Annotated in this window: 18 protein-coding genes; 14 read left to right on the forward strand and 4 right to left on the reverse strand. The window is 56.9% G+C overall.

Annotated features, from left to right (window positions below; all coding sequences use genetic code 11):
* The first annotated feature begins 160 nt into the window (after positions 1–160).
* From FIU92_RS18770 to FIU92_RS18835, 14 genes are all read left to right on the forward strand, one after another.
* Positions 161–1,519, forward strand: a complete 1,359-nt coding sequence (locus FIU92_RS18770; protein ID WP_152460243.1) for an ABC transporter substrate-binding protein — start codon at positions 161–163, stop codon at positions 1,517–1,519.
* A 55-nt stretch (positions 1,520–1,574) separates the two neighbouring features.
* Positions 1,575–2,582 carry a carbohydrate ABC transporter permease gene (locus tag FIU92_RS18775; protein ID WP_152460244.1) on the forward strand — a complete coding sequence of 336 codons (1,008 nt, stop codon included), beginning with the start codon at positions 1,575–1,577 and terminating at the stop codon, positions 2,580–2,582.
* 3 nt (positions 2,583–2,585) lie between these two features.
* Positions 2,586–3,734 carry a carbohydrate ABC transporter permease gene (locus tag FIU92_RS18780; RefSeq protein WP_152460245.1) on the forward strand — a complete coding sequence of 383 codons (1,149 nt, stop codon included), beginning with the start codon at positions 2,586–2,588 and terminating at the stop codon, positions 3,732–3,734.
* Between the two features lie 9 nt (positions 3,735–3,743).
* Complete coding sequence (locus FIU92_RS18785) at positions 3,744–5,399, forward strand: alpha-glucosidase (RefSeq protein ID WP_152460246.1); 1,656 nt, start codon at positions 3,744–3,746, stop codon at positions 5,397–5,399.
* A 3-nt stretch (positions 5,400–5,402) separates the two neighbouring features.
* Positions 5,403–6,485, forward strand: a complete 1,083-nt coding sequence (locus FIU92_RS18790) for an ABC transporter ATP-binding protein (RefSeq protein ID WP_152460247.1) — start codon at positions 5,403–5,405, stop codon at positions 6,483–6,485.
* A gap of 71 nt (positions 6,486–6,556) precedes the next feature.
* Positions 6,557–7,306, forward strand: coding sequence for a sugar phosphate isomerase/epimerase (locus tag FIU92_RS18795; protein WP_152460248.1), 750 nt, complete (start codon positions 6,557–6,559; stop codon positions 7,304–7,306).
* Complete coding sequence (locus FIU92_RS18800; protein WP_152460249.1) at positions 7,306–8,352, forward strand: LacI family DNA-binding transcriptional regulator; 1,047 nt, start codon at positions 7,306–7,308, stop codon at positions 8,350–8,352. The genes FIU92_RS18795 and FIU92_RS18800 overlap by 1 nt, the downstream gene beginning before the upstream one ends.
* A 22-nt stretch (positions 8,353–8,374) precedes the next feature.
* Positions 8,375–9,124 carry a basic amino acid ABC transporter substrate-binding protein gene (locus tag FIU92_RS18805; protein ID WP_152460250.1) on the forward strand — a complete coding sequence of 250 codons (750 nt, stop codon included), beginning with the start codon at positions 8,375–8,377 and terminating at the stop codon, positions 9,122–9,124.
* Positions 9,125–9,188: 64 nt separating this feature from the next.
* Complete coding sequence (locus FIU92_RS18810) at positions 9,189–10,835, forward strand: amino acid ABC transporter permease (RefSeq protein ID WP_152460251.1); 1,647 nt, start codon at positions 9,189–9,191, stop codon at positions 10,833–10,835.
* Complete coding sequence (locus FIU92_RS18815; RefSeq protein WP_172978539.1) at positions 10,832–12,796, forward strand: beta-galactosidase; 1,965 nt, start codon at positions 10,832–10,834, stop codon at positions 12,794–12,796. Before FIU92_RS18810 ends, FIU92_RS18815 begins: the two co-directional genes overlap by 4 nt.
* Positions 12,797–12,943: 147 nt before the next feature.
* Positions 12,944–14,068: an extracellular solute-binding protein gene (locus FIU92_RS18820; RefSeq protein ID WP_152460253.1), complete on the forward strand. Its 1,125-nt coding sequence runs from the start codon at positions 12,944–12,946 to the stop codon at positions 14,066–14,068.
* Between the two features lie 116 nt (positions 14,069–14,184).
* Positions 14,185–15,297: an ABC transporter ATP-binding protein gene (locus tag FIU92_RS18825; RefSeq protein WP_152460254.1), complete on the forward strand. Its 1,113-nt coding sequence runs from the start codon at positions 14,185–14,187 to the stop codon at positions 15,295–15,297.
* Between the two features lie 12 nt (positions 15,298–15,309).
* Positions 15,310–16,230, forward strand: a complete 921-nt coding sequence (locus tag FIU92_RS18830) for an ABC transporter permease (protein WP_152460255.1) — start codon at positions 15,310–15,312, stop codon at positions 16,228–16,230.
* Positions 16,227–17,498: an ABC transporter permease gene (locus FIU92_RS18835; RefSeq protein ID WP_152460256.1), complete on the forward strand. Its 1,272-nt coding sequence runs from the start codon at positions 16,227–16,229 to the stop codon at positions 17,496–17,498. Before FIU92_RS18830 ends, FIU92_RS18835 begins: the two co-directional genes overlap by 4 nt.
* A 40-nt stretch (positions 17,499–17,538) precedes the next feature.
* Here FIU92_RS18835 and FIU92_RS18840 read toward each other — a convergent pair whose 3' ends face one another.
* Genes FIU92_RS18840 through FIU92_RS18855 form a run of 4 tightly spaced genes read right to left on the reverse strand, consistent with a single transcriptional unit; the run spans position 17,539 to position 21,804 of the window.
* Complete coding sequence (locus FIU92_RS18840) at positions 17,539–19,455, reverse strand: beta-galactosidase (protein ID WP_152460257.1); 1,917 nt, start codon at positions 19,453–19,455, stop codon at positions 17,539–17,541.
* The gene (locus tag FIU92_RS18845) at positions 19,452–20,312 is read right to left on the reverse strand and encodes an SMP-30/gluconolactonase/LRE family protein (RefSeq protein WP_152460258.1); all 861 of its coding nucleotides are present in this window, start codon (positions 20,310–20,312) and stop codon (positions 19,452–19,454) included. Before FIU92_RS18845 ends, FIU92_RS18840 begins: the two co-directional genes overlap by 4 nt.
* Positions 20,309–20,914: a 2-dehydro-3-deoxy-6-phosphogalactonate aldolase gene (locus tag FIU92_RS18850; protein WP_152460259.1), complete on the reverse strand. Its 606-nt coding sequence runs from the start codon at positions 20,912–20,914 to the stop codon at positions 20,309–20,311. Before FIU92_RS18850 ends, FIU92_RS18845 begins: the two co-directional genes overlap by 4 nt.
* Positions 20,911–21,804, reverse strand: a complete 894-nt coding sequence (locus FIU92_RS18855) for a 2-dehydro-3-deoxygalactonokinase (protein WP_152460260.1) — start codon at positions 21,802–21,804, stop codon at positions 20,911–20,913. The genes FIU92_RS18850 and FIU92_RS18855 overlap by 4 nt, the downstream gene beginning before the upstream one ends.
* Positions 21,805–21,808 lie beyond the last annotated feature (4 nt).

Genomic DNA, 21,808 nt, shown 5'->3' on the forward strand with positions numbered 1-21,808 from the left:
ATCCGTCAACTTGTTTTGCGTTGAAAGCAGAAAATATAATTTATTTTGGCGCTGGGAAGCAAAATATTGACAGGGCGCCAATGTTAGCGGATAACACACATCATCCAAAGCGCTTTGAAAGCGAGTTTTTGAATACATGAAAGCTTGGGAGGAGGATTTGATGAAACACGGGCTTTACGCAGGTGCGGCGGCACTCGCCCTGATGGCCGGATCAGTTCAGGCAGAGGGTGAGATGATCCATGCCGTCGGCGAGGGCAGTTTTGACTGGGATGGGTTTCAGGCCTTTGCCGAAGCGAATGATCTGTCCGGCGAAAGCCTGACCATTTTCGGCCCCTGGCTGGCTGGCGAGGGCAAGTCCTTCGAAAACCTCGTGGCCTATTTCGATGAGGCAACAGGCGCGAATTCCAGCTATGTGGGTTCGGATTCTCTGGAACAGCAGATCCTGATTGATGCGGCCGCAGGCTCGGCGCCGAATCTGACTGTTTTCCCGCAGCCTGGTCTGGCGGCAAACCTCGCAAAACAGGGCTATCTGACGCCATTGGCCGAAGGCACTGCGGACTGGATCAAGGAAAACTTCGCCGCCGGTCAATCCTGGGTCGATCTGGGTACGTTTGAGAACGCGGAAGGGTCTCACGATTTTTACGGGTTCTTCTTCAATGTGAACGTCAAATCGCTGGTTTGGTACGTGCCCGAAAACTTCGAAGACTTTGGGTATGAAGTGCCCGAAACCATGGAAGAGTTCAAAACTCTGATGGATCAGATGGTCGAGGACGGCGAAACGCCCTTGTGCGTCGGTCTGGCCTCGGGCGGCGCAACGGGCTGGCCCGCAACGGACTGGGTCGAGGATCTTATGCTGCGTACGCAACCACCTGAAGTCTATGACCAATGGGTGTCGAACGAAATGAAGTTCGATGATCCCCGCGTCATAGCCGCGATTGAGGAATATGGCAGCTTTACCCGCAATGACGACTATGTGGTAGGTGACGCAGACGACACAGCGGCAATCGATTTCCGTGACAGCCCCAAAGGTCTTTTCGATAGCCCGCCCGCTTGCATGATGCATCGTCAGGCTTCGTTTATTCCCGCCTATTTTCCAGAAGGCACGGAATTGGGGGTGGATGCTGATTTCTTCTACTTCCCGGCTTATGCCGAAAAAGACCTGGGGACACCGGTGCTTGGGGCAGGGACATTGTTCACAATCACCAACGCAAACCCCGCAGCCGAAGCCTTTCTGGAGTTCCTCAAGACACCTTTCGCCCATGAGATCATGATGTCGCAGGATGGTTTCCTGACGCCCCATCTGGGTGCAGATCCCGCGAACTATTCGAATGATTCACAGCGCGGACAGGGCGAAATTCTGACCAACGCAACGACCTTCCGCTTTGACGGGTCCGACCTGATGCCCGGTGCAGTCGGGGCGGGTACGTTTTGGACCGGGATGGTCGATTACTCGTCGGGTGCAAAAGATGCAGCCACCGTGGCACGTGAAATCCAGGCATCCTGGGACGCAGCCAAGTGACCAACTTATGGGGCGGTCCCGGGGCCGCCCCACTTGCCAAACGGATGGGCGCACCATGACACCCGCACTTCAAGGCCTGCTGACGATCGCCATCGGCGTGTCGGGTTGCGTGGGCTACTTCTATCTTTCCAACCAGATTCTGGACAAAATCCTGTTTCCGCCGCGCGGTCCGAATGCGGGCCGAAACATCAACCGCGCGAACTTGATCCGTCCATGGTTGTTCCTGTTCCCGGCGCTTGCCGCGCTGGGGCTTTATCTAGCGTATCCGGTGGTCGAAACCTTGCGCCTTTCACTGACAGAGCGCGTGCCCGGTGGCGGATACCGATGGGTTGGCCTGGACAATTATACCCAAATGGCGGCTGAGCCGAAGTTTTGGGAAGCCATGCGCAACAACATGTTCTGGCTGATCGTCGTGCCAGCCATGTCAACGGCTTTTGGTCTTCTCGTGGCGCAACTGACCGACCGAATCCGTTGGGGAAACTTTGCCAAGTCCCTGATTTTCATGCCGATGGCCATTTCATTTGTTGGTGCATCGGTGATCTGGAAACTGGTTTATGACGCGCGACCAGCTGAACAAGACCAGATAGGCATCCTGAACGCGCTGTACATCTTCTTCGGCGGCAGTGAACCCAACACGTGGTTAACAATTCCATTCTGGAACAGTTTCTTTCTGATGGTTGTCCTGATCTGGATTCAGACGGGTTTCGCCATGGTGATCCTGTCGGCGGCCTTGCGCGGTATTCCCGAAGAAACCATCGAGGCGGCCATCTTGGACGGGGCCAATCCCTTTCAGATCTTCTTCAAGATCAAGGTGCCGCAGATCAAAACCACAATCCTTGTTGTTTGGACGACGATCACGATCACCGTTCTCAAAGTGTTCGACATCGTCTTTGCAATGACCAATGGCCAGTGGGAGACGCAGGTGCTGGCAAACTACATGTATGACAAGCTTTTCCGCGCCAATGACTGGGGTGTCGGGTCGGCCTCGGCCATGGTGATCATGCTGCTTGTTGCACCGATCCTCGTCTGGAACGTGCGCAACGCGCGCAAAGAGATGGAGTAAGCCATGAGCGATATCGCCGGAACCAAACCCGCGCTCAGATGGGTGGTGCATCTGTCAGTCGTCTTTCTTGTGACCCTTTGGGTCATCCCCACGCTTGGCTTGCTGATTTCGTCTTTTCGGACGGCAGATCAGATATCGTCCAGCGGCTGGTGGCGGTCGCTGTTTCCCTCCGAGCAAAATCTGACCCTTCGCAGTGCCGCGCCCGATACGCAGGTGCTGGAAAACGGAGTGTATGTCATTCAGGGGGCGTTGTTCGGCGAAGATGAGCAAGCAACGATTTCCAGATGGGGTATCAGTTCGCGCGAGGTAGATGCATTTGAACCGGGCCAAACAGCAGAACTGCGCCGAGGTGGTACGATCACGGTGGATGCGGCCGGCAACTACCGGATGGAAAACACCGAGGAGTTCACCGGAAAACGTGGCGTGCGCATCTTTGTTACGGCCGAATTGCCGCCCGAGTTCACCTTGGAAAACTACCAAAAGGTTCTTCTGGATCAAAGCAGTACGGACAGCATGGCCAAGGCGTTCTTCAACACGCTGACCGTAACCATCCCGGCGACCATAATTCCGATTTTGGTTGCCGCCTTTGCAGCTTATGCACTGGCTTGGATGGATTTCCCCGGACGCGCCTTGCTGATCGCGGCTGTTGTTGGTCTTTTGGTCGTGCCGCTTCAATTGGCCTTGATCCCGTTGCTGAAGTTTCACCTCAATATCGGGATCGGCAAAGGCTATCTGGGTGTCTGGCTTGCGCATACAGGGTTTGGGATGCCCCTGGCGATTTACCTGCTGCGCAACTACATGGCCGGATTGCCACGAGATCTGATCGAAAACGCCCGCGTCGACGGTGCCACCGAGTTTCAGATCTTCACCAAACTGATCCTGCCACTCAGCTTCCCGGCGCTGGCGTCTTTCGCGATCTTCCAGTTCCTGTGGACATGGAATGACCTGCTTGTCGCCAAGGTTTTCCTGATCGACGCGACCGGCCAGACAACCGTGATGACGAACCGCATCGTCGAGCTGCTGGGTACGCGTGGCGGCAACTGGGAAATCCTTGCGACCGCTGCCTTTGTCTCGATCTTCGTGCCGCTGGTCGTCTTCTTCGCAATGCAAAAATACCTGGTCCGCGGCCTGTTGGCCGGATCTGTCAAATAGAGGCGTCTGATGAACGTGCAGAACAACCTTGAACAATACAAAGCAACGAAACTGTCTTCGGACTGGTGGCGCGGGGGGGTGATCTATCAGATCTACCCACGCAGTTTTCAGGACAGCAACGGGGATGGGATCGGCGATCTGAGGGGCATCACTGCGCGACTGGATTACATCGCCTCGCTGGGCGTTGATGCGATCTGGATCTCGCCGTTTTTCAAATCGCCGATGAAGGATTTTGGCTACGATGTCAGTGATTACCGCGATGTCGATCCCATGTTCGGGTCGTTGGCGGATTTCAAAGCGCTTCTGGATCAGGCCCATGCGAAGGGTCTGAGGATCATGATTGATCTGGTTCTGTCGCATACATCCGATCAGCACCCTTGGTTCAGCGAAAGCCGCAGCAGTCGGGAAAACCCGAAATCCGATTGGTATGTTTGGGCGGATCCCAAACCGGATGGCACGCCACCGAACAACTGGCTTTCGATCTTCGGCGGCTCGGCCTGGCAATGGGATGCCCGACGGCTGCAATATTATCTGCACAACTTCCTGACATCGCAGCCGGATCTGAATTTCCACTGCCCGGATGTTCAGGATGCGTTGCTGGACGTAGCGCGGTTCTGGCTTGATCTGGGGGTGGATGGCTTTCGGCTGGATACCATCAATTTCTATTTCCACGACAAGGCGCTTCGCGACAATCCTGCGCTGCCGATGGATCAACGCAACGCCACGATCGCACCGGCCGTGAACCCCTACAACCATCAGGACCACCTGTTTTCAAAAAGCCAGCCCGAGAACATCGCCTTCCTCGAAAGACTGCGGGCCTTGACGGACGAATATGAAGGCCGGGCTTGTCTGGGCGAGGTCGGAGATGCGCAGCGTGGGCTAGAGATCATGGGCGAATACACATCCGGGGATAAGCGGATGCACATGTGTTATGCCTTCGAGTTCCTGGAAAAACGTGCATTGACAGCCACTTACACAAAGCACGTTTTTGACCAGCTGGAAGCGAAGGCAGGTGACGCATGGCCATGTTGGGCATTTTCCAACCACGACGTGCAACGTCACGTCTCGCGCTGGAATTTGGATGTCGCGGCAGCCCGCCAGCACGCGGTTCTCATGATGTGCCTGCGCGGCTCTGCCTGCCTGTATCAGGGCGAGGAGTTGGGCCTGCACGAAGCGGATGTGCCGTTCGAGAAACTGCAAGACCCCTATGGCATCGAGTTCTGGCCCGAATACAAGGGCCGCGACGGCTGCCGCACACCGATGGTTTGGGCAGCACAAGATGAACAATCGGGTTTCAGCACCGCAGAGCCCTGGCTGCCGGTAAGCGCACAGCAGGCCGGGCAGGCGGTGGACCGATTGGAGGCGGATCCAAGCTCGATGTTGAACCACTATCGTCGCGCCATCGCCTTGCGGCATGCGCATCCTGCTTTGGCAAACGGGGCGCAGACCGGCATGACGGAAACGGGTTCGATTCTGTCTTTTGTGCGTGAGGATTCGCATGAGCAGATATTCTGCGCCTTCAATCTGGGCACGGATTCTGCCGCGTTCAAGCTGCCCGAAGGCAGTTGGCAGGTGATGGGTCAGGACCTCGGCGGTGTCGAAGGAAGCGGCAACGTTGTCCTGAACGCGGCGCAGTTCATCCTGATGTACAGGAAAAAGGGATAAAGCATGTCTGAACTCAACCTAACGGATGTCGCCAAGTCCTATGGCCCTGTCGATGTTTTGAAGAACATCAACCTCGACATCGAACAAGGCGAATTGATCGTTTTTGTCGGTCCTTCCGGATGCGGCAAGTCCACCCTGCTGCGGATGATCGCCGGGTTGGAGAAGATTACAGGCGGCACGCTGGAAATCGAAGGGCAGGTCATGAACGATGTTCCTCCTGCACAGCGGGGCATCGCGATGGTGTTTCAAAGCTATGCTTTGTATCCCCACATGACCGTTCGCGAGAACATGGCCTTTGCCCTGAAAATCGCGAAGATGCCCACAGCCGAGATTGATGCTGCCGTAGACCGTGCCGCTCGAATCCTTCAGCTGGAACCATTCCTGGACCGCCTGCCAAAAGCTCTTTCTGGGGGGCAGCGTCAACGGGTTGCCATCGGGCGCGCGATCGTACGTGACCCAAAGGTGTATCTGTTCGACGAACCCCTCTCGAACCTCGACGCGGCACTTCGGGTGGCCACGCGGATCGAGATCGCGCGTCTGAAAGAGGCCATGCCTGACAGCACCATGATCTACGTGACCCACGATCAGGTCGAGGCGATGACCCTGGCCAGTCGGATCGTGGTATTGGCCAACAAGGGCATCGCGCAGGTCGGGACACCGCTTGAACTGTATGAGGCGCCTGACAACGAGTTTGTTGCGCAGTTCATCGGTTCGCCGTCCATGAACCTGCTTTCCGGCACAATCACCGGAACCGGCGAAATGACCACCGTTGAACTGTCATCAGGCGGGATTGCAAGATCCGCGGTTCCAACCGAAGACAGTGAGCTGGGTAAAAAGGTCAATATCGGGGTGCGCCCCGAAGACTTGGCCATGGCGGAAGAATCCGCGATTCTGTCCGGCAAGGTGGATTTCACCGAAGCCCTGGGCGAAGTCACGCTGCTGTATTTTGAGAAAACCAATGGTGCGGATGCAGTCATTGCAAAGCTGCCGGGGGTTCAGCGGAACCTGCGCGGCCAGACGGTCTCGGTCACGGCCGCACCGGACAAGGTGCATCTGTTCCACAATGGATTGTCCATGCGTAAATAGCAGCGAAACGCAGTTCTTGACAGAATTGCGTTTTGTGTTTCACCATAATTGAAACGTTTCAATGGTGAAAAATGCGGGTATCGGCGCAGCTTTACACGGTTCGGCAATGCGGTGACCTCACGGACCAACTGAAGTTGGTTTCTGCTTGCGGGTTTTCGGATATCGAAACCACCGGTCTGCATGACATGACACCGCAAGAGATGGCGCGCATCGTCCATCAATCAGGTCTTATCCTTCGTTCTGCACATTTCGATTGGGAGGAGTTCCACGAGCGTTTCGATGACATCGTTGAAGTACTTCACCTTTTGGAATGCCAGGTGGCGGTCATGCCTTGGCTGGCGCCACAGGCGCGGCCCGGCACTGTCGAGGGATGGAAGGCAGTGTCGGGCCAGTTGTCCGATTGGGCGGATCGACTGAGGGATCACGGCGTAAGTCTTGCCTATCACAACCACGATTTTGATCTGTTCGGGGCGCCGGGAAAAACGCCTCTTGAACAGATTCTGGCGCAAGAAAACATCTATTGGCAACCTGATATCGGTTGGATCGTCGCGGCTGGTCAGGACGCGGCTGACCTGCTGGCGCGCCATGCGGATCGCATCCTGTCTGTTCATGCAAAGGACGTGGACCCGCAGAGCGGATCAGGCGACAGGCGCTGGCGCAATCCGGGTGAGGGTGTTGTCGATTGGGACGCCACGATACGAGCCCTTTCAACCACCAAGTGCACCGACCTTTTCGTCGAGCATGATGAAACCGCCGATCACAGGCGCACCTTGCAAACGGGGCGGTCGTTTTTGACTGAACGGCTTGGGGGTATCGGCTGATGGCGCGGGCAACGATCAAATCGATCGCCCGTATGACCGGCTATTCAGTCGGCACGGTTTCAAACGCACTGCGCGGCGCTTCTTCGGTAAAACGGGAAACGCGGGAGGAGATCCAAAAGGCGGCGTCCGAGCTTGGGTATCGGGTCAATCTGGATGGCCTGAAACTGCGCACCAATAAATCCTACAGGATTGCGGTATTGGTCAGCGTTTCGGGCAGTGCCGCTGAAGAGTGGGAGGGTGTGGAGTTTACCCGGATTCTGGCCGGAATATCCGACGCGGTTCAAGGGTCACGCTATGAGTTGAGCGTCTTCAGTGTACGAGATGTTGAAGCCGCATTGCAGACCCTACATTCCATCGTGCAGGAAGGGTTGGCAGACGGCGTGATCTTTTCCGGAACTCGCGTGAATGACCCGCGTATCGCCTATCTGCAAGATAAAGGTTTTCCGTTTGTCACATACGGGATGAGTGACAGTGCCCAACCACATCCTTACGTGGATCTCGACAGTCAGGCTGCTGCTTTTGATGCAACGGCTCGGCTGCTGGCATTGGGGCACAGGCGGATAGCGCTTATCAACCCGCCGGATGACCTGATCTATGCCCGTCAACGTCGCCAGGGATATTCAGATGCTCTGACAGCAGGTAGCATGGAATTTGACCCGGCCCTTGTTCTTCCCGGCCCGACCACGGCGAAGACCGGGCAAAGGGCCTTTGCGGCGCTCATGCGAATGCACAACCGGCCAAGCGCCATCATTTGCGCGAACGAGGCGATGACCCTTGGCGCCTTGTCCGCTGCGGCCGACATGGGCGTTCAGGTCGGCAGGGATGTCGTTGTCATTTCAAACGACGATCTGAAACTTAGCCAGTATTTCATACCCCCGCCCAGCACCTACTATTTGCCGATAGGCGAGACCAGCCGCAAGCTTGGGGAATTCATGCTTAAAGCACTGGACGGCGTTGATCCGTCGGAAACTCAAAAAAAGATCAGGGCCACGTTGATCGAGCGGCAACCTGACACCCCGGCGCCGGGTATGGCGCAGACCAACTGAGCCAACAGAGGAGAAACCGAACATGTTCAAAAATCTATTTGCCGTTGCAACGCTTGCAATGCTGACAGCGCCGGCGGCCTTTGCCGCCGATCTGGAAGGTCGCGTTCTCAAGATCGGAACGGATGCGACCTATCCCCCGATGGAAACCGTCGACGAAACAACCGGTGAAATCGTAGGCTTTGATGTCGATGTGATGAATGCAATCTGTGAAAAGATCAATTGCGTTCCGAATTTCGTAAACACCGCTTGGGACGGTATCTTTGCGGCGCTTCAACAGGGTGAGTTCGACCTGGTCATCTCGGGCGTATCGGTCACGCCCGAACGTGAAGAAACTATGGACTTTTCCGAACCGTACATCGTTGTCAGCCAGGCCATTTTGCTGCAAGTCGACAACGCGGATATGACGCTTGAGGATTTCAAAGCGGGTGGCCAGAAACTGGCGGCACAAACAGCGACGACCAACGCCCAACTGGCGGAAGAGCTTGTAGGGCGCGAGAATGTCAGCCTCTACGACAACTTCTCGGCGGCTATTCTGGCGCTTCAAAACGCAGACGTGCAAGGGGTGATCATCGATGGCACCTCTGCCGCGGCCTACGAGCAGGAGTTTGCCGGAGAACTGACCGTGGGCATCACAGGCCTGCAATCGGATCCATTGGGAATCGTGTTTCAGGAAGGTGACCCGACGGTGGATGCAATCAATGCCGGTCTCGCCGCCATTCAGGAAGACGGCACGCTGGACGCGCTGAAGGCCAAATACTGGGGCACAAACTGATCCTTCAAGCCTTTCTGGGCCCGGGGGCTAAGGCTGCCGGGCCATGTTTCAGCGGAGAAGTTCCATGTCGCGTCTCAGCACGATCCGCCCGAGCAATCTTGTATTGCTCGCAGCCGCTCCCTTCATCATCTATCTGTTCGCCACGTCCTCGAAATATCTGCGATCTCTGATCGCAATTCTGGGGATAGGCAACAATGCAGGGCCGATTTTCGTCGGCTTTCTGCTGATCGTCTCGGTTGCAATCCTTGGATATCTCTGCGCCCGGCATGCACGTTTTACCAATCACGCCCCCGGCTGGTTGCGGGTTTCGGCCCTTGCGGCGCTGCCCGCGTCAGTTGCGCTTTTGGTCATGAGCTTTGTATCTCCACAGCTTTTGATGCCCTTCGCGGAATCCGTTTTCTTTCATGCGCTCAGCGAGAACACATCAACCCTGATCGACCGGTCCAGTCAGACGTGGGTGTTGTATCCCGAAGTCGTGACCCAGGTTCAAACAGGACTGCAAGTTCTTCTGGCCGCATACACAGCTGTTGTCGCCTTGAGCCTGCTGTCCGCGGCGTTGCAACCCCCTTGGCGCGGCCGCGTTCTTTTGGGGCTGGAATGCCTTACAGGTGCGGTTTTGTTCTATCTGATGTTCATGGCCTACTGGCAGTTCGCGACGGGCGTTGCCATTACGTTCCGCGCAGCCATCTTCGCCTATATCTTCTCGGCCATTCTGGGCCTGATCTGGGTGGGGCTGCAATCGTTCAAACCACGGGCGCGCACCACGATCCTGTATGGTTCCATCAGCCTGTCATTGCTTGCGATATCAGCCTTTTTCTTCGTGCAGCCGCAGGTCAGTTACGTTCTGGTCGGAAGCACCGAAGGGCGCATCGCCATTGTGCGCGGCACGCCACAGGCGCAGGCTGACATCATCCGGTTTGGAGAGTTCGACGGTGCCGGCGAACAACAATACCGCATACGCAGCGCCACTGATGCAGCGGCCGCCCTGGAGCAGATTGAAACCGTAGACAGCGTTTCCGGAGCGTTTGTTCCCGTGGATGCTCATTCACAAGGCTATCCGGTTCTGTGGCAGACCAGTTTCTTGCCTGACAAATACCGGAATCCCGCTCTGGCTTTTGCTGTTTTCGGCTTTCTGCTGCTGACGCTGACCATTGGCGGCGCACAGCACAAGCTGCATCCCTTGGCGGTCGGGGCCGAATTTTTCGTGGACACGATACGCGGCATTCCGATGTTGGTGATCATTCTTTACATCGGCCTGCCCTTGGCGGGCGCGGTCAAGGATGCCACGGGCGGCGGCATTGATATGACCAACATGACACGCGGGATCATCGCGATTTCGGTCGGGTATTCGGCCTATATGGCTGAAATTTTCCGATCTGGGATCGAGGCCATCCCGAAAGGGCAGCTGGAAGCAGGCAGTTCGCTGGGCTTGTCGCGCTGGCAGACGGCGCGGCTGATCGTTCTGCCACAAGCCCTGCGGATCGTCACCCCGCCATTGGGCAACGAATTTATCGCGATGATCAAGGATACCTCGTTGCTGTCCATCCTGTCCGTCCGCGACATGACCCAAAGGATGCGAGAGTTTCAGGCAGCTAGCTTTCTGCCTTTTGCGCCGTTCAATACGGCAGCAATTCTGTACGTGGTACTCACCCTCTGTTGCGCAAGCTTCCTGAAATGGATCGAACGGCGCACGGCAAAGGACAACCGATGAGCAAACTGGAGCTTGGGGTTTGCTACTACCCCGAACAATGGGACCCGTCCCAGTGGCGCAGTGACGCCGCGCGGATGGCCGGGATGGGTTTGGATTGGGTTCGGATCGCCGAGTTCACCTGGGGTCTGATTGAACCGGAACGCGGGCGGTTTCACTGGGACTGGTTGGATGACGTCATCGAGATTCTGGGGCGGGCCGGTCTGCGGATTATGATGTCGACTCCAACGGCTGCGCCACCCAAGTGGCTGATTGATGAGCACCCCGAAATTCTGCCGGTTGGCCCGGACGGCCGGGTCAGGGGTTATGGTTCCCGCAGACATTATTGTTTTTCCAGTGACGTGTACCTGGCCGAGGCGCAAAGGATCGCCACGGAATATGCCGCCAGGTATGGCCAGAACCCTCATGTCCATGCCTGGCAGATCGACAATGAGTACAATGACCACGACACCGTTCTCAGCTATTCCGATGCCGCACGGGCGGGATTTCGGCGATGGCTGGCAAAACGATACGGTACAATTGACGCATTGAACGAGGCCTGGGGGACCGTGTTCTGGGGGAGCCTCTATTCCGGCTTTGACCAGATTGAACTGCCCAATGGTTTGGTTGCTACACCCAACCCCACCCATGCCCTTGATTTCAGGCGCTATTCTTCGGACCGGGTGCGGTTGTTCAACAAGACACAGGTGGACGTGCTGCGCGAACATGCGCCGGGTCGAGATATCACGCACAACTTCATGGCCGGTAGTTTCGAATTTGATCACCACGCAGTGGCCGCCGATCTGGATATCGTCGGCTTTGACAGCTACCCGCTGGGTAATCTGATGGGCTCAACCCTGTCAGAGAAGGAAAAGCGCCGTTATCTGCGAACCGGCGCGCCTGATTATCAGGGGTTTCATTGCGACTTGTATCGCAGTCAGGGGCGGGGGCGGGTATGGGTGTTGGAACAGCAGCCGGGGCCGGTGGACTGGGCGGCACAAAACCCTTCCCCAGCCGAAGGGATGGTTCGGCTTTGGACCTGGGCCGCATATGCACACGGCGCGCAAGCTGTGATGTTTTTTCGATGGCGCCAGGCAAAGTTCGCGCAGGAACAATACCATACAGCCTTGCTGCGCTCGGATGACAGTCTGGATCAAGCCGCGCTCGAACTGGCTCAGATTGTGAAGGATCGCGAAAACCTGCCGTCAACGACGCGCGTTAAAGCCTCGGTGGCGATGATGCTGGATTACGCTTCGATCTGGGCGGCCGATATTCTGCCGCATGATGATGACTTCCCCAATTCCCATATCTTCCGCGAATGGTACACCGCCTTGCGCTGTCTGGGGGTGGACATTGATTTTGTGGGTCCCGAGGATGGTTTGGAAGGTTACGCACTGATCGTGCTGCCGCAAAGCATGATCGTGACCCCAGATCTGGCCGCAAGACTTGAGGTTTCGGGGGCAAAGCTTTTGATTGGTGCCCGATCCGGCAGCATGACACCTCAAATGCAAACCCCTTCGAATCTGGCGCCGGGTGCGTTGGCGGATCTGACCGGCGTCCGTGTCGTCCGTGTCGAATCGCTCCCGGATATTGCAAGGGAATCCGTGCAGTTGCAGAACGGTCAGCTTTTTGGCTTTGGCGGTTGGCGTGAAATCGTCGAGACCGAGGCAAATGTCCTGGCGCGCTTCAAAAGTGCCTATTGCGACGCCAGCCCAGCGGTCGTCCGGTCGGATCGTGCGACATATCTGGCAATGGTACCCGGCGGTGCGCTCGTGCACGAGATTATGCGCGATGTCTTGGAATGGGCAGGGCTGAAGCCTCTGGACTGCGATCCAGACCTACGCGTAACCCGACTCGGTACGTTGCATTTTGCTTTCAATTTTGGTGACATGTCCAAACCCCTGCCTGGTGGTGGATCACGACGAATTTTGATCGGCTCGGATCCGGTTGGCGCGCGCGATTTTACCGTATGGCAGGTAAACTAACGCTCTGAAATTCAACCGAAACGTGTCAAGAACAAAAACTGGACATAAGAATTCCGTAAACTGTCACTTTTGGACTGACGAACGGGCACAGAAAGTCCTATGAATAAAAATACAAAAACAAACTCATCCAACAATGGGAGATCACCTATGGCTAAACATTCTTCATTTTCGAGACGCTCTGTGTTGAAAGGCGCAGGTGCCGCGGCACTTGCGGCACCCCTTTACAGCAAGAGCGCTCTGGCTTCGTCGGGCGAAATCAACATTCTGATGTGGTCGGACTACCTGCCGCCCAGCTTCATCGAAGAGTTTGAGACGCTTACTGGAATCAAGGTGAACTATACCGGTATCGGCTCGAACGAAGAGATCATCAACAAGATGAAGGCCACCAAGGGCCAGGGTTTTGATATCGTTTCACCGACCAACAACCGGTCGTTGCAGTGGGAACCGCTGGAGCTGCTCCAGCCTTTCGACATGAACAAGGTTCCGATCGATCTGGTGAATCCTGCCATGGCCAAGATTGGTACTGATGCGTGGAACTTTGGCGATTCAGGTGCGCACTGGCTGCCGCATATCTGGGGTACAGAAGGTATCGCTTACCGTACTGACCTGTGGCTACCGGATGGTGATGCGCCGTCCTATGGCGACGTGTGGTCGGAAGCGAACGCCGGGAAAACCATGGGCCGCGCGCATTCCATGATGCTAGGCGCCGGCCTTTATATGGAACGCGCTGGCGAGATGGAGCCGGGTTCGGTTTGGGCGGCATATGGTGATGAAGACACCATGCGTAAGGTTTGGGGCCAGATCACCGATTGGTGCGTTGCACGCAAGGACCGCATCAAACTGATCTGGAACGACGCCGACACACAGAAGAACGGTCTTCTGAACGAAGGCGTTATTGTTGGCCAAACCTGGGACGGCCCACCCCTTGCACTGAAATCCGCAGGCGAGCCAGTACACTATCAGGCGCCTGTCGAAGGTGCGATGGCTTGGGTGGATGGTATGTCCATGCCGACTGGTGCCGCGAATATCGATCAGGTTTACGCTTTCATCGACTTTGCCTATCAGGCCAAGCCGGCCGGTGTTGCGATTGACAGCCACGGCTACAACTCGCCGGTATTGGGAGCCGACCAGTATTCCGGCGACACCTACAAGAAGAACTTTGCCGAGGCCTATCCGGGCGACTCGCTGGCCAATCTCAATCCGTGGCCTGCAGAAGCGCCGTGGTATGCTGAAACCCGGACCGAGTTCGTCAACAAGTTCAAGAGCGCTTAAGCGTTCCGAACCTTCGCCCTCCGCATCCTGCGGGGGGCACCCATCTGCGCGCCGTCCCGGCGTGGCGGACACTAATACTGTGTGGTGACAACACGCACCTCAGGGAGAAACCAAAAATGAGTGCAGGGGTCGGAGTCGATCTGGAAAACCTGTGGATCCGTTTCGGCGACTTCGTCGCCGTGCGCGATGCAAACGTCAACATCAACGGGGGCGATTTCTTTTCGTTCCTCGGGCCATCGGGCTGCGGAAAAACAACCATTCTGAGGGCAGTGTCCGGCTTTCTTGAACCAAGCGAAGGCAACGTCCTGATTGGTGGCAACAATATGCGCGGTATCGGGCCCAACAAGCGCCCGACGGCGCTGATCTTTCAGAACCTCGCATTGTTCCCGCTGATGAAGGTCTGGGAAAACATCACGTTTTCCATGGAAATCAAAGGGGCCAGTGCCGCCGAACGCCGCAGGCGCGCCGATGAGCTTCTGGACATGATTGCGTTACCGGGGCAAGGGGACAAGCTGCCAAGCGAATTGTCAGGCGGTCAACGTCAGCGTGTTGCTATTGCCCGGGCACTCTGCGCTGAGCCAGACGTGTTGTTGCTGGACGAGCCCCTTTCGGCACTTGACCTGAAGCTGCGCCAGCACATGCGGACCGAGTTGCGTGAAATTCAGCAGCGCGTGGGCATTACCTTCATCTACATCACACACGACCAGGGCGAAGCGCTGACCATGTCGGACAATATCGCCGTCATGCGTGCCGGTGTGATTGATCAAATCGCCGACGGGAAGACGATTTACAACGATCCCAACACGGCTTTCGCGGCTTCATTCGTCGGCGAAAACAATGTGTTCCGCGGTAAAATCAAGCAAGTGATGGGCAAGGAAGCTTTGATCGCGACCAACCGTTCGGGTGATCTGGTGGCAAGGATTTCGACGGCCAATCAGGGCAAAATGAAAGAAGGTGATGACGCGATGATGTTCATCCGTCCCGAGGCCTTTGCGATTGCCCCAGATGGCGCAACGGGCGATCACTTCGTCACCGCCCGGGTCAATCATGAAGAGTTCGAGGGCAACGTCTTTAACATCTTCACAGAAGGTGAAGGCGGAAAAGAAATCAAGGTCTCGATCCCCAACCATGGGCAATCTTTCGAGGACCACACCGGACAGAACATCACGCTGGAATACGAGACGCATAACGCGGTCATCGTTCCTGCCGGTGAACTGGCAGCGGAATAGGGGGACGATCTCATGCCCCGATTTCTGAAAGAATTCTTCAATCGCAACGGCACCGGTATGGGCTTGGCGATCCTGGGTCTGGTTCTGTTCTGGACCATCGGCCTTATCATCCTGCCGCAGCTGTCGATGCTGGATTTCTCGTTCCGTCCAAACCTCCCGCCTCCAGAGATTGGCGGGCCGAAGGACGTCTATACGCTGGAGAACTACAAGTACCTGGTATACGGCCCTGAAGGCGGCAGTCAGGATTACAACACGGTTGACCTGCGGGTGTTCTTCCGCACCCTCGTGGCGGCCGTTTGCGTCACGATTTTCAACCTGATCATCTGCTATCCGATCGCCTACTATCTGGGGCAGTCCGAAGGCAGCCATATCCGCATCTTCGCGATCATGCTGATCATCCCTTACTGGATCAACGAAATCCTGCGCGCCTTTGCGTTGCGCATTATCTTCGGTGAAACCGGTGTTCTGAACACGTTGTTCGTGGGGCTGGGGGTCTGGGATACGCCGTTCGACTTCATCCGGAACGATATCGCGCTCTATGCCGGGCTGGGCTATGCCTATATTCTGCTGATGATCTTCCCAATGTATAACGTCATAGAAAGCCTGGACAAAAATCAGATCGAAGCCGCGCGCGACCTTGGTGCGCCGTGGTGGCGGATACATTGGCGTGTGGTCATTCCTTATGCCAAGCCAGGGATCAGTTCGGGCTGTACGATGGTGTTCATGCTGTCTGCAGGCGCGCTGGCGGCACCGCAGATCTTGGGCGGGCCGTCGTCGCTGTGGTTCACACAGCTGATCTATCAGCAGTTCAACGATAACAACGACTGGCCGCAAGGGGCTGCTTACGCGATCGTCCTGCTGGTGACCTGTATCCTGTTCGTGCTGGCCATGATGCGCCTGTTCAAAGTGAACATGGGGGATATCGGGAAATGAACAATTCCTTCCTCCGCATAAGCATCTGGGTCTATCTGGCGATTTTCTTCCTGTATCTGCTGGGACCGCTTGTGATCATGTCGATCACCGCGTTCAACTCGTCCGGCTTCCCACGGATGAGCCCGTGGGAATGTCTGACCTTCCAGTGGTTTGGCGAGCTGTTTCAGGATCAGCGCATCCTGAACGGCATCAAGAACTCGCTGATCATCGGGATCGGCACGGTCATCCTGTCAGTGGCCATGGGTCTGGCGGGTGCACTGATGCTGACCCAGATCTGGCCAAAACTGCGGGCGACTTACTATACGATCATTATCGCTCCGATCCTGATCCCGGGTGTTGTTCTGGGTATCTCGACGCTGGTGTTCTGGGATCGTATCAACCGGATGCTGGGACTGGGGGCGGACAGCTTCCTGTCAAATGGCATTTTTCTGACGGTGATCGGCCAATCAACCTTTATCGCCAGCTACTGCATGCTGGTGTTGGTGGCACGCTTGCAGCGCTACGACGTTGCCTTGACCGAGGCTGCGCTGGACCTTGGTGCCAGCCACGCACAGGCCTTCCGCAAGATCCTGTTGCCGTTCATGCGCCCGGCGATTGCATCGGCAGCGGTGTTGGCGTTCCTCGCATCGTTCGAAAACTACAACACCACCACCTTTACCTTCGGTGAATACCCGACGTTGACGATCGAACTGGCCCAAAAGGTCCGTTATGGCATCACACCCGCGATCTCGGCGCTGGCCTTCATCATCGTGGCGCTGACAGTGTTCTTCGCTCTGCTGAACGAAGCCAAGCTGAAACGTCAGGAACTGGTGGCAGCGGCGCGCAAGAACGCGACGGTTGAAGAGCTGGCCGGCAAGATCAAACTGCCCAGCTTCTTTTCCGGCAACATGGCAGCGGTTCTGCTGGTTGTATTTGCCGTCGCAACGATCACAGTTGTCGGCACTGCGGCCACCTACAATCCGGCGCAGTGTATCGCCGATGTCCGCGAGCAGAAGAAGCTGGAAGCGGAACAGCGTATTCAAGAGTTGCGCAAACAGCGTGAAGAACGCCTCAAGCAACGCGAAGCTGAAGAAGCGGAACAGGGCGGTGTTCAAACCACCCCGAAACCGTCGAACAACAGCGGCTTTGGCAATGTTTTTGCACCGAACTCTTTAGGGGGCGACGAAAAAGAAGGCGCAGATGGTGGGTCTGACTCCGAAAGCGCTCCGTCCAACAACAGTGGTTTCGGCGGGGTGTTTGACCCCAATAGCCTGCAAAGCGACGAATAGCAGCGCAGCTTCCTAATCTCGGCACCCGCCCGGATTGACCTCAGGTCGGTTCGGGCGGATTGCGTTTCAGGATTTTGACGTCACAACCTTCAACGGTGAGCCCGTTCCAATCCACCGGCCCGGCGTTGTAGTTGATCAGGAAGTCATGATTGGCCGTCTCGCGCAGTCGCAGGCCTTGCGGCATCCTGCGCAATGTCAATTCGGCTTCTTCCGCCGCCATGGCTATCACGCGGTCCCAAAGGTCTGCATCGGGGAAGCCGGCCAAGTACCAGATTCCGTCCCCTGCCTTGAGAGCAGGTGTTCCGTCTTCGAAACTCAGCAGGTCTTTGGCCGTTCCAGACAATCGGTCGATCCAATGCCGCGCCGTGCCGCCACCCTTGACCGTGCGTTCAACCGTGGGCGGCAGAGTTTCGACCAGATCGACATCGCAACCGATCCTGCTCAGACCGGGTCTGCCCTTTTCAGGAATTTGAAAATCGCAGGTGATCGCGCCGCTACGCGGTCCCAGAATGGCAAGATCGCATCTCTCTGCCAGGCGTTGTTCCAAATCAGGATCCATTGTGGCCAAACCGGGGGCAAAGATCACCGAGTAATCACCGGGAATGTCCTTCGCCGAAACAAAGTCTACCGACAGACCGGCCCGTCGCAGCGCGCGATATGCGGAAAAAACCAATCGGAAATAGTCAAATCCCGCGCCTTGTGGTTGTGTGGACCACGCCCAGTCCGAGGCGTAATCAAACAGAATGGCCACTTTGGCCTGTATCTGTTGCACCGCACCCAACGAGTTCAGGTCATCTGCGGTCTGGCGGGCTTCTGCCAGTGCAGCAGCAGGGTGATTGTTCGACGTCAGCAAGCCGGCATGCATTTGCTCTTGCGCAAACGGGGCTTGCCGCCATCGGAAATAACTCACCACCTCGGCGCCATGAGCAACGGCCTCCAATGACCAAAGCCGCACCATTCCGGGCAGCGGCGCCGGATTATACGGTGCCCAATTCACCGGGCCGGGTTGTTGTTCCATCACCCACCAACGGCCGCGCCCGACCGCCCGGTAGAGATCATGATGAAACGCCTGCATGTCCGGATCGCCCTGTTGCAAAAAGGCGGTCTTGTGCGCGTCGTCGGCGTCCAGGCGGTCCGACAGAAAACCGATCGGATAACTGTCCCAGGTAGCGATATCCAGATCCGCGCCAACTTTGAAATGGTCGAAGTCCAGAATACGGCCCATGTAATTGTGCAAGAGCGGCGCATCGGTCAACGGCCGCAGCGCATCCACCTGTGCTTTGTTGAAACCCGCGACCTGATCCGAACTGAAGCGCCGGAATGCCAGTACATGAGCCGGGTTAGGCTCGGTCACGGTTTGATTGGGCAGGTCGACTTCGCTGAAGTTGCGATATTCCATCGACCAGAACACATTGCCCCACGCTTGGTTCAGCGTTTCAATTGTTCCATACCGTTCGGCCAGCCAATGGCGAAACGCCTGTTGGGCAGCAGCGCTGTAGCTGAGAGTGGTGTCGTGACACCCGTATTCATTGTCAATCTGCCACGCGACCACATGCGGGTTCTTACCGTACCGTTCACCCAATATCCGCACGATGCGGGTAGATTCGTCGATATAGCTTTGATGGCTAAAACAGTAATGCCGCCGTGATCCGAACTTGCGCAGGTTGCCGTTTTCATCGGCGGCCAGCATGTCCGGGTGTTTGTCCAACATCCAGCGCGGCGGCGTTGCGGTTGGCGTGCCCAGCACGACCTTCAATCCGGCTCCACCGAGTGTCTCAATCGCGCGATCCAGCCATTCGAATTTAAAAACGCCGGATTGCGGCTCGATGCGGCTCCACGCGAACTCGCCAATACGCACCCATGTCAGGCCTGTTTCGACCATTTGCGCGGCATCGTCGGCCCACATCGTCTCTGGCCAATGTTCAGGATAATAACAAACGCCCAGTTCCGGCTTCATAAGATGACCTTGTGTTCTGCCTGACCCTGACCTGCGTTTCGCGCGGCAAAGGTCATGCCGTTGGTCGGTTGGCTGTCTATTGCTTCTGCGCTCAATCCCTGACGGGCCGTTGTGCAGAAAAGCGTATTCAGTTCATTGCCCCCGAAAGCGGGACATGACGTATGGGATGCGTCAAATGCAACGGCCTTCAGAAACATGCCGTCGGCCGTGTATGCCGCAATCCGGCTGGCACCCCATTGTGCAATCCAGATATTCCCCTGGGCATCAATGACCGCACCATCCGGGTTCAGACCTTCTTTGCGCAAATCCAGAAAAACTGCGCTGTCGCCTTCCGGCCACCCGGTTTCGGCGTTCAGACGCCAGTGCCTGACTTGTTTCGTTGCGGTGTCGCAGAAATAGGCCACCGAACGATCGGGGGCAAAACAGATCGCGTTTGAGATTGTTACATCTGGAACCAATCGCCTCAACTCGCCTCTCCAGAAGCGATAGATTGATCCGGCGCCGGGTTCCGCTTGCTTGCCCATTGTGCCGATCCAAAACCCACCCCAAGGATCAGCGCGGCCATCGTTTGAACGGGTGACGGGGTTGTCGGCTTCCAGAGGCGTGATCAAGTTCCGCTTTCCGGATTGCAAATCAAAACGCCACAGCCCCGTTTCCGACGCCATAAGAAGCGTATCGCGATCCACCCAGCCCGCGGCCGAGACATGTTCATCGAAGCTCCAGCTTTTTGGCGCGTCCCGCTCGCGGGTCATCAGACGTTTGCCTATGATATCGAACCAGAAAAGCTGACGCCTTTCAGGATGCCACAACGGGCCTTCGCCCAACTCGCAGGGGCGGTCGTCAAAGATGGTGCTCATCCGGCGGCCTCGTCATAGGCCGTAACGATATGCCGGGCGCGCTCGGCGATTTCGGCGACATCCATCCCGGGTTTGTAAAGTGCAGAGCCTATCCCAAAGCCATCTGCGCCCGCTTTGATCCACTGCCCGAAATTGTCGGGTCCGGCACCGCCAACAGCAAAAACAAGCGAGCCTATGGGCAAAACCGGTCGTAAGGCGGCCAAACCCGCCGGACCAGCCATCACCCCGGGGAACAGCTTCAAACCGGTGGCACCGGCCTTGAGGGCCGCAAAAGCTTCGGTCGGGGTGTAAACCCCCGGCCAGCTTTGCAGGCCCAACGCGACGGAACGCTTGATGACCTCGGCGTCATAGTTGGGCGATACGATCAACTTGCCTCCGGCGGCCGACACAGCGTCCACCTGATCGACTGTCAAAACAGTGCCCGCGCCGATCAGGGCCTGGTTTCCAAACGCATCAACCAAAGTGCTGATACTGTCGAGCGGATCCGGAGAATTGAGCGGCACTTCGATCCGGTCGATGCCGGCATCGATAATGGCGCGGCCAACGGCTTTGGCTTCGTGTGGTTGCAAGCCACGCAATATGGCGATGATGGGACGGCTCATGCGGTTTGCCTTGTCATGTTTCGGGCCAGCGCAAGTCCGGCCAGAGTTGCCTCGGTGGCGTTTGCGGTTTCCACGAACGCGCCTTGCCGTTGCAGGGCTGCTGCATATGTCTGCGACACGCCTTCCGCCCCGATAATGGCCAGTTGCTGCCCCAGCCAATAGGGCCGCGTCGCGGCCAGTTCGGCACCGATCAACATTCCGGAAAGGCGCGCACGCGCGGTGGCTTTGGCCTGACCTTGCAGCAAGTCCGCCGCTCGCAAGTTAAAGAGACGCGCAGCCAATTGTTCGGGCTTTGACAACGTATCCGCAACCGCCTCGGCGAAGGCGTCTTCGTCCCAGCCCGGGCCTACAGAGTGCCGCAGCACGGACTGACCACATAGCAGGTCGAACAACTCACCCGTCATGAAGGTACGAAAGCTTACAACCTCGCCAGCGCTTACCTGAACCCATTTCGTGTGGGTTCCGGGCAGGCAGATGACGCCATCCCAATTCTGGCGCGTGCCCAGAAATCCGGCAATCTGGGTTTCCTCACCCCGCATCACATCCGGTGGGGTTGTCTGTTTCAGACCAGGTATGACAAAGGCCCGAATGCGCGGGTCTGATCCGGGTACGCGGATCGGGACATCCGGCAAGGGTTCCGACGGCACGGTCGAATAAGGGGCTTCCACCCAGCCCTGTCGTGCGCCGACCATTCCGCAAGCGACCACATCTACCGGCGCGCCGGGCAACCAGTTTTCGATCAAATCCAGCAGGGCGGCTTGAAACCCGTCAGGCCCGACATGCGCCATGCCCTTGTCGGATTGCGCATGGTCCAGCGCAGTCGAACCCTGCATGGCCCAGGCCCGTAAATGAGATGTTCCCCAGTCGACCGCGATCCATTCAGTATTCATAACA

The organism is Ruegeria sp. THAF33 (assembly GCF_009363615.1).
In the GTDB taxonomy this organism is placed as follows: Bacteria; Pseudomonadota; Alphaproteobacteria; order Rhodobacterales; family Rhodobacteraceae; genus Ruegeria.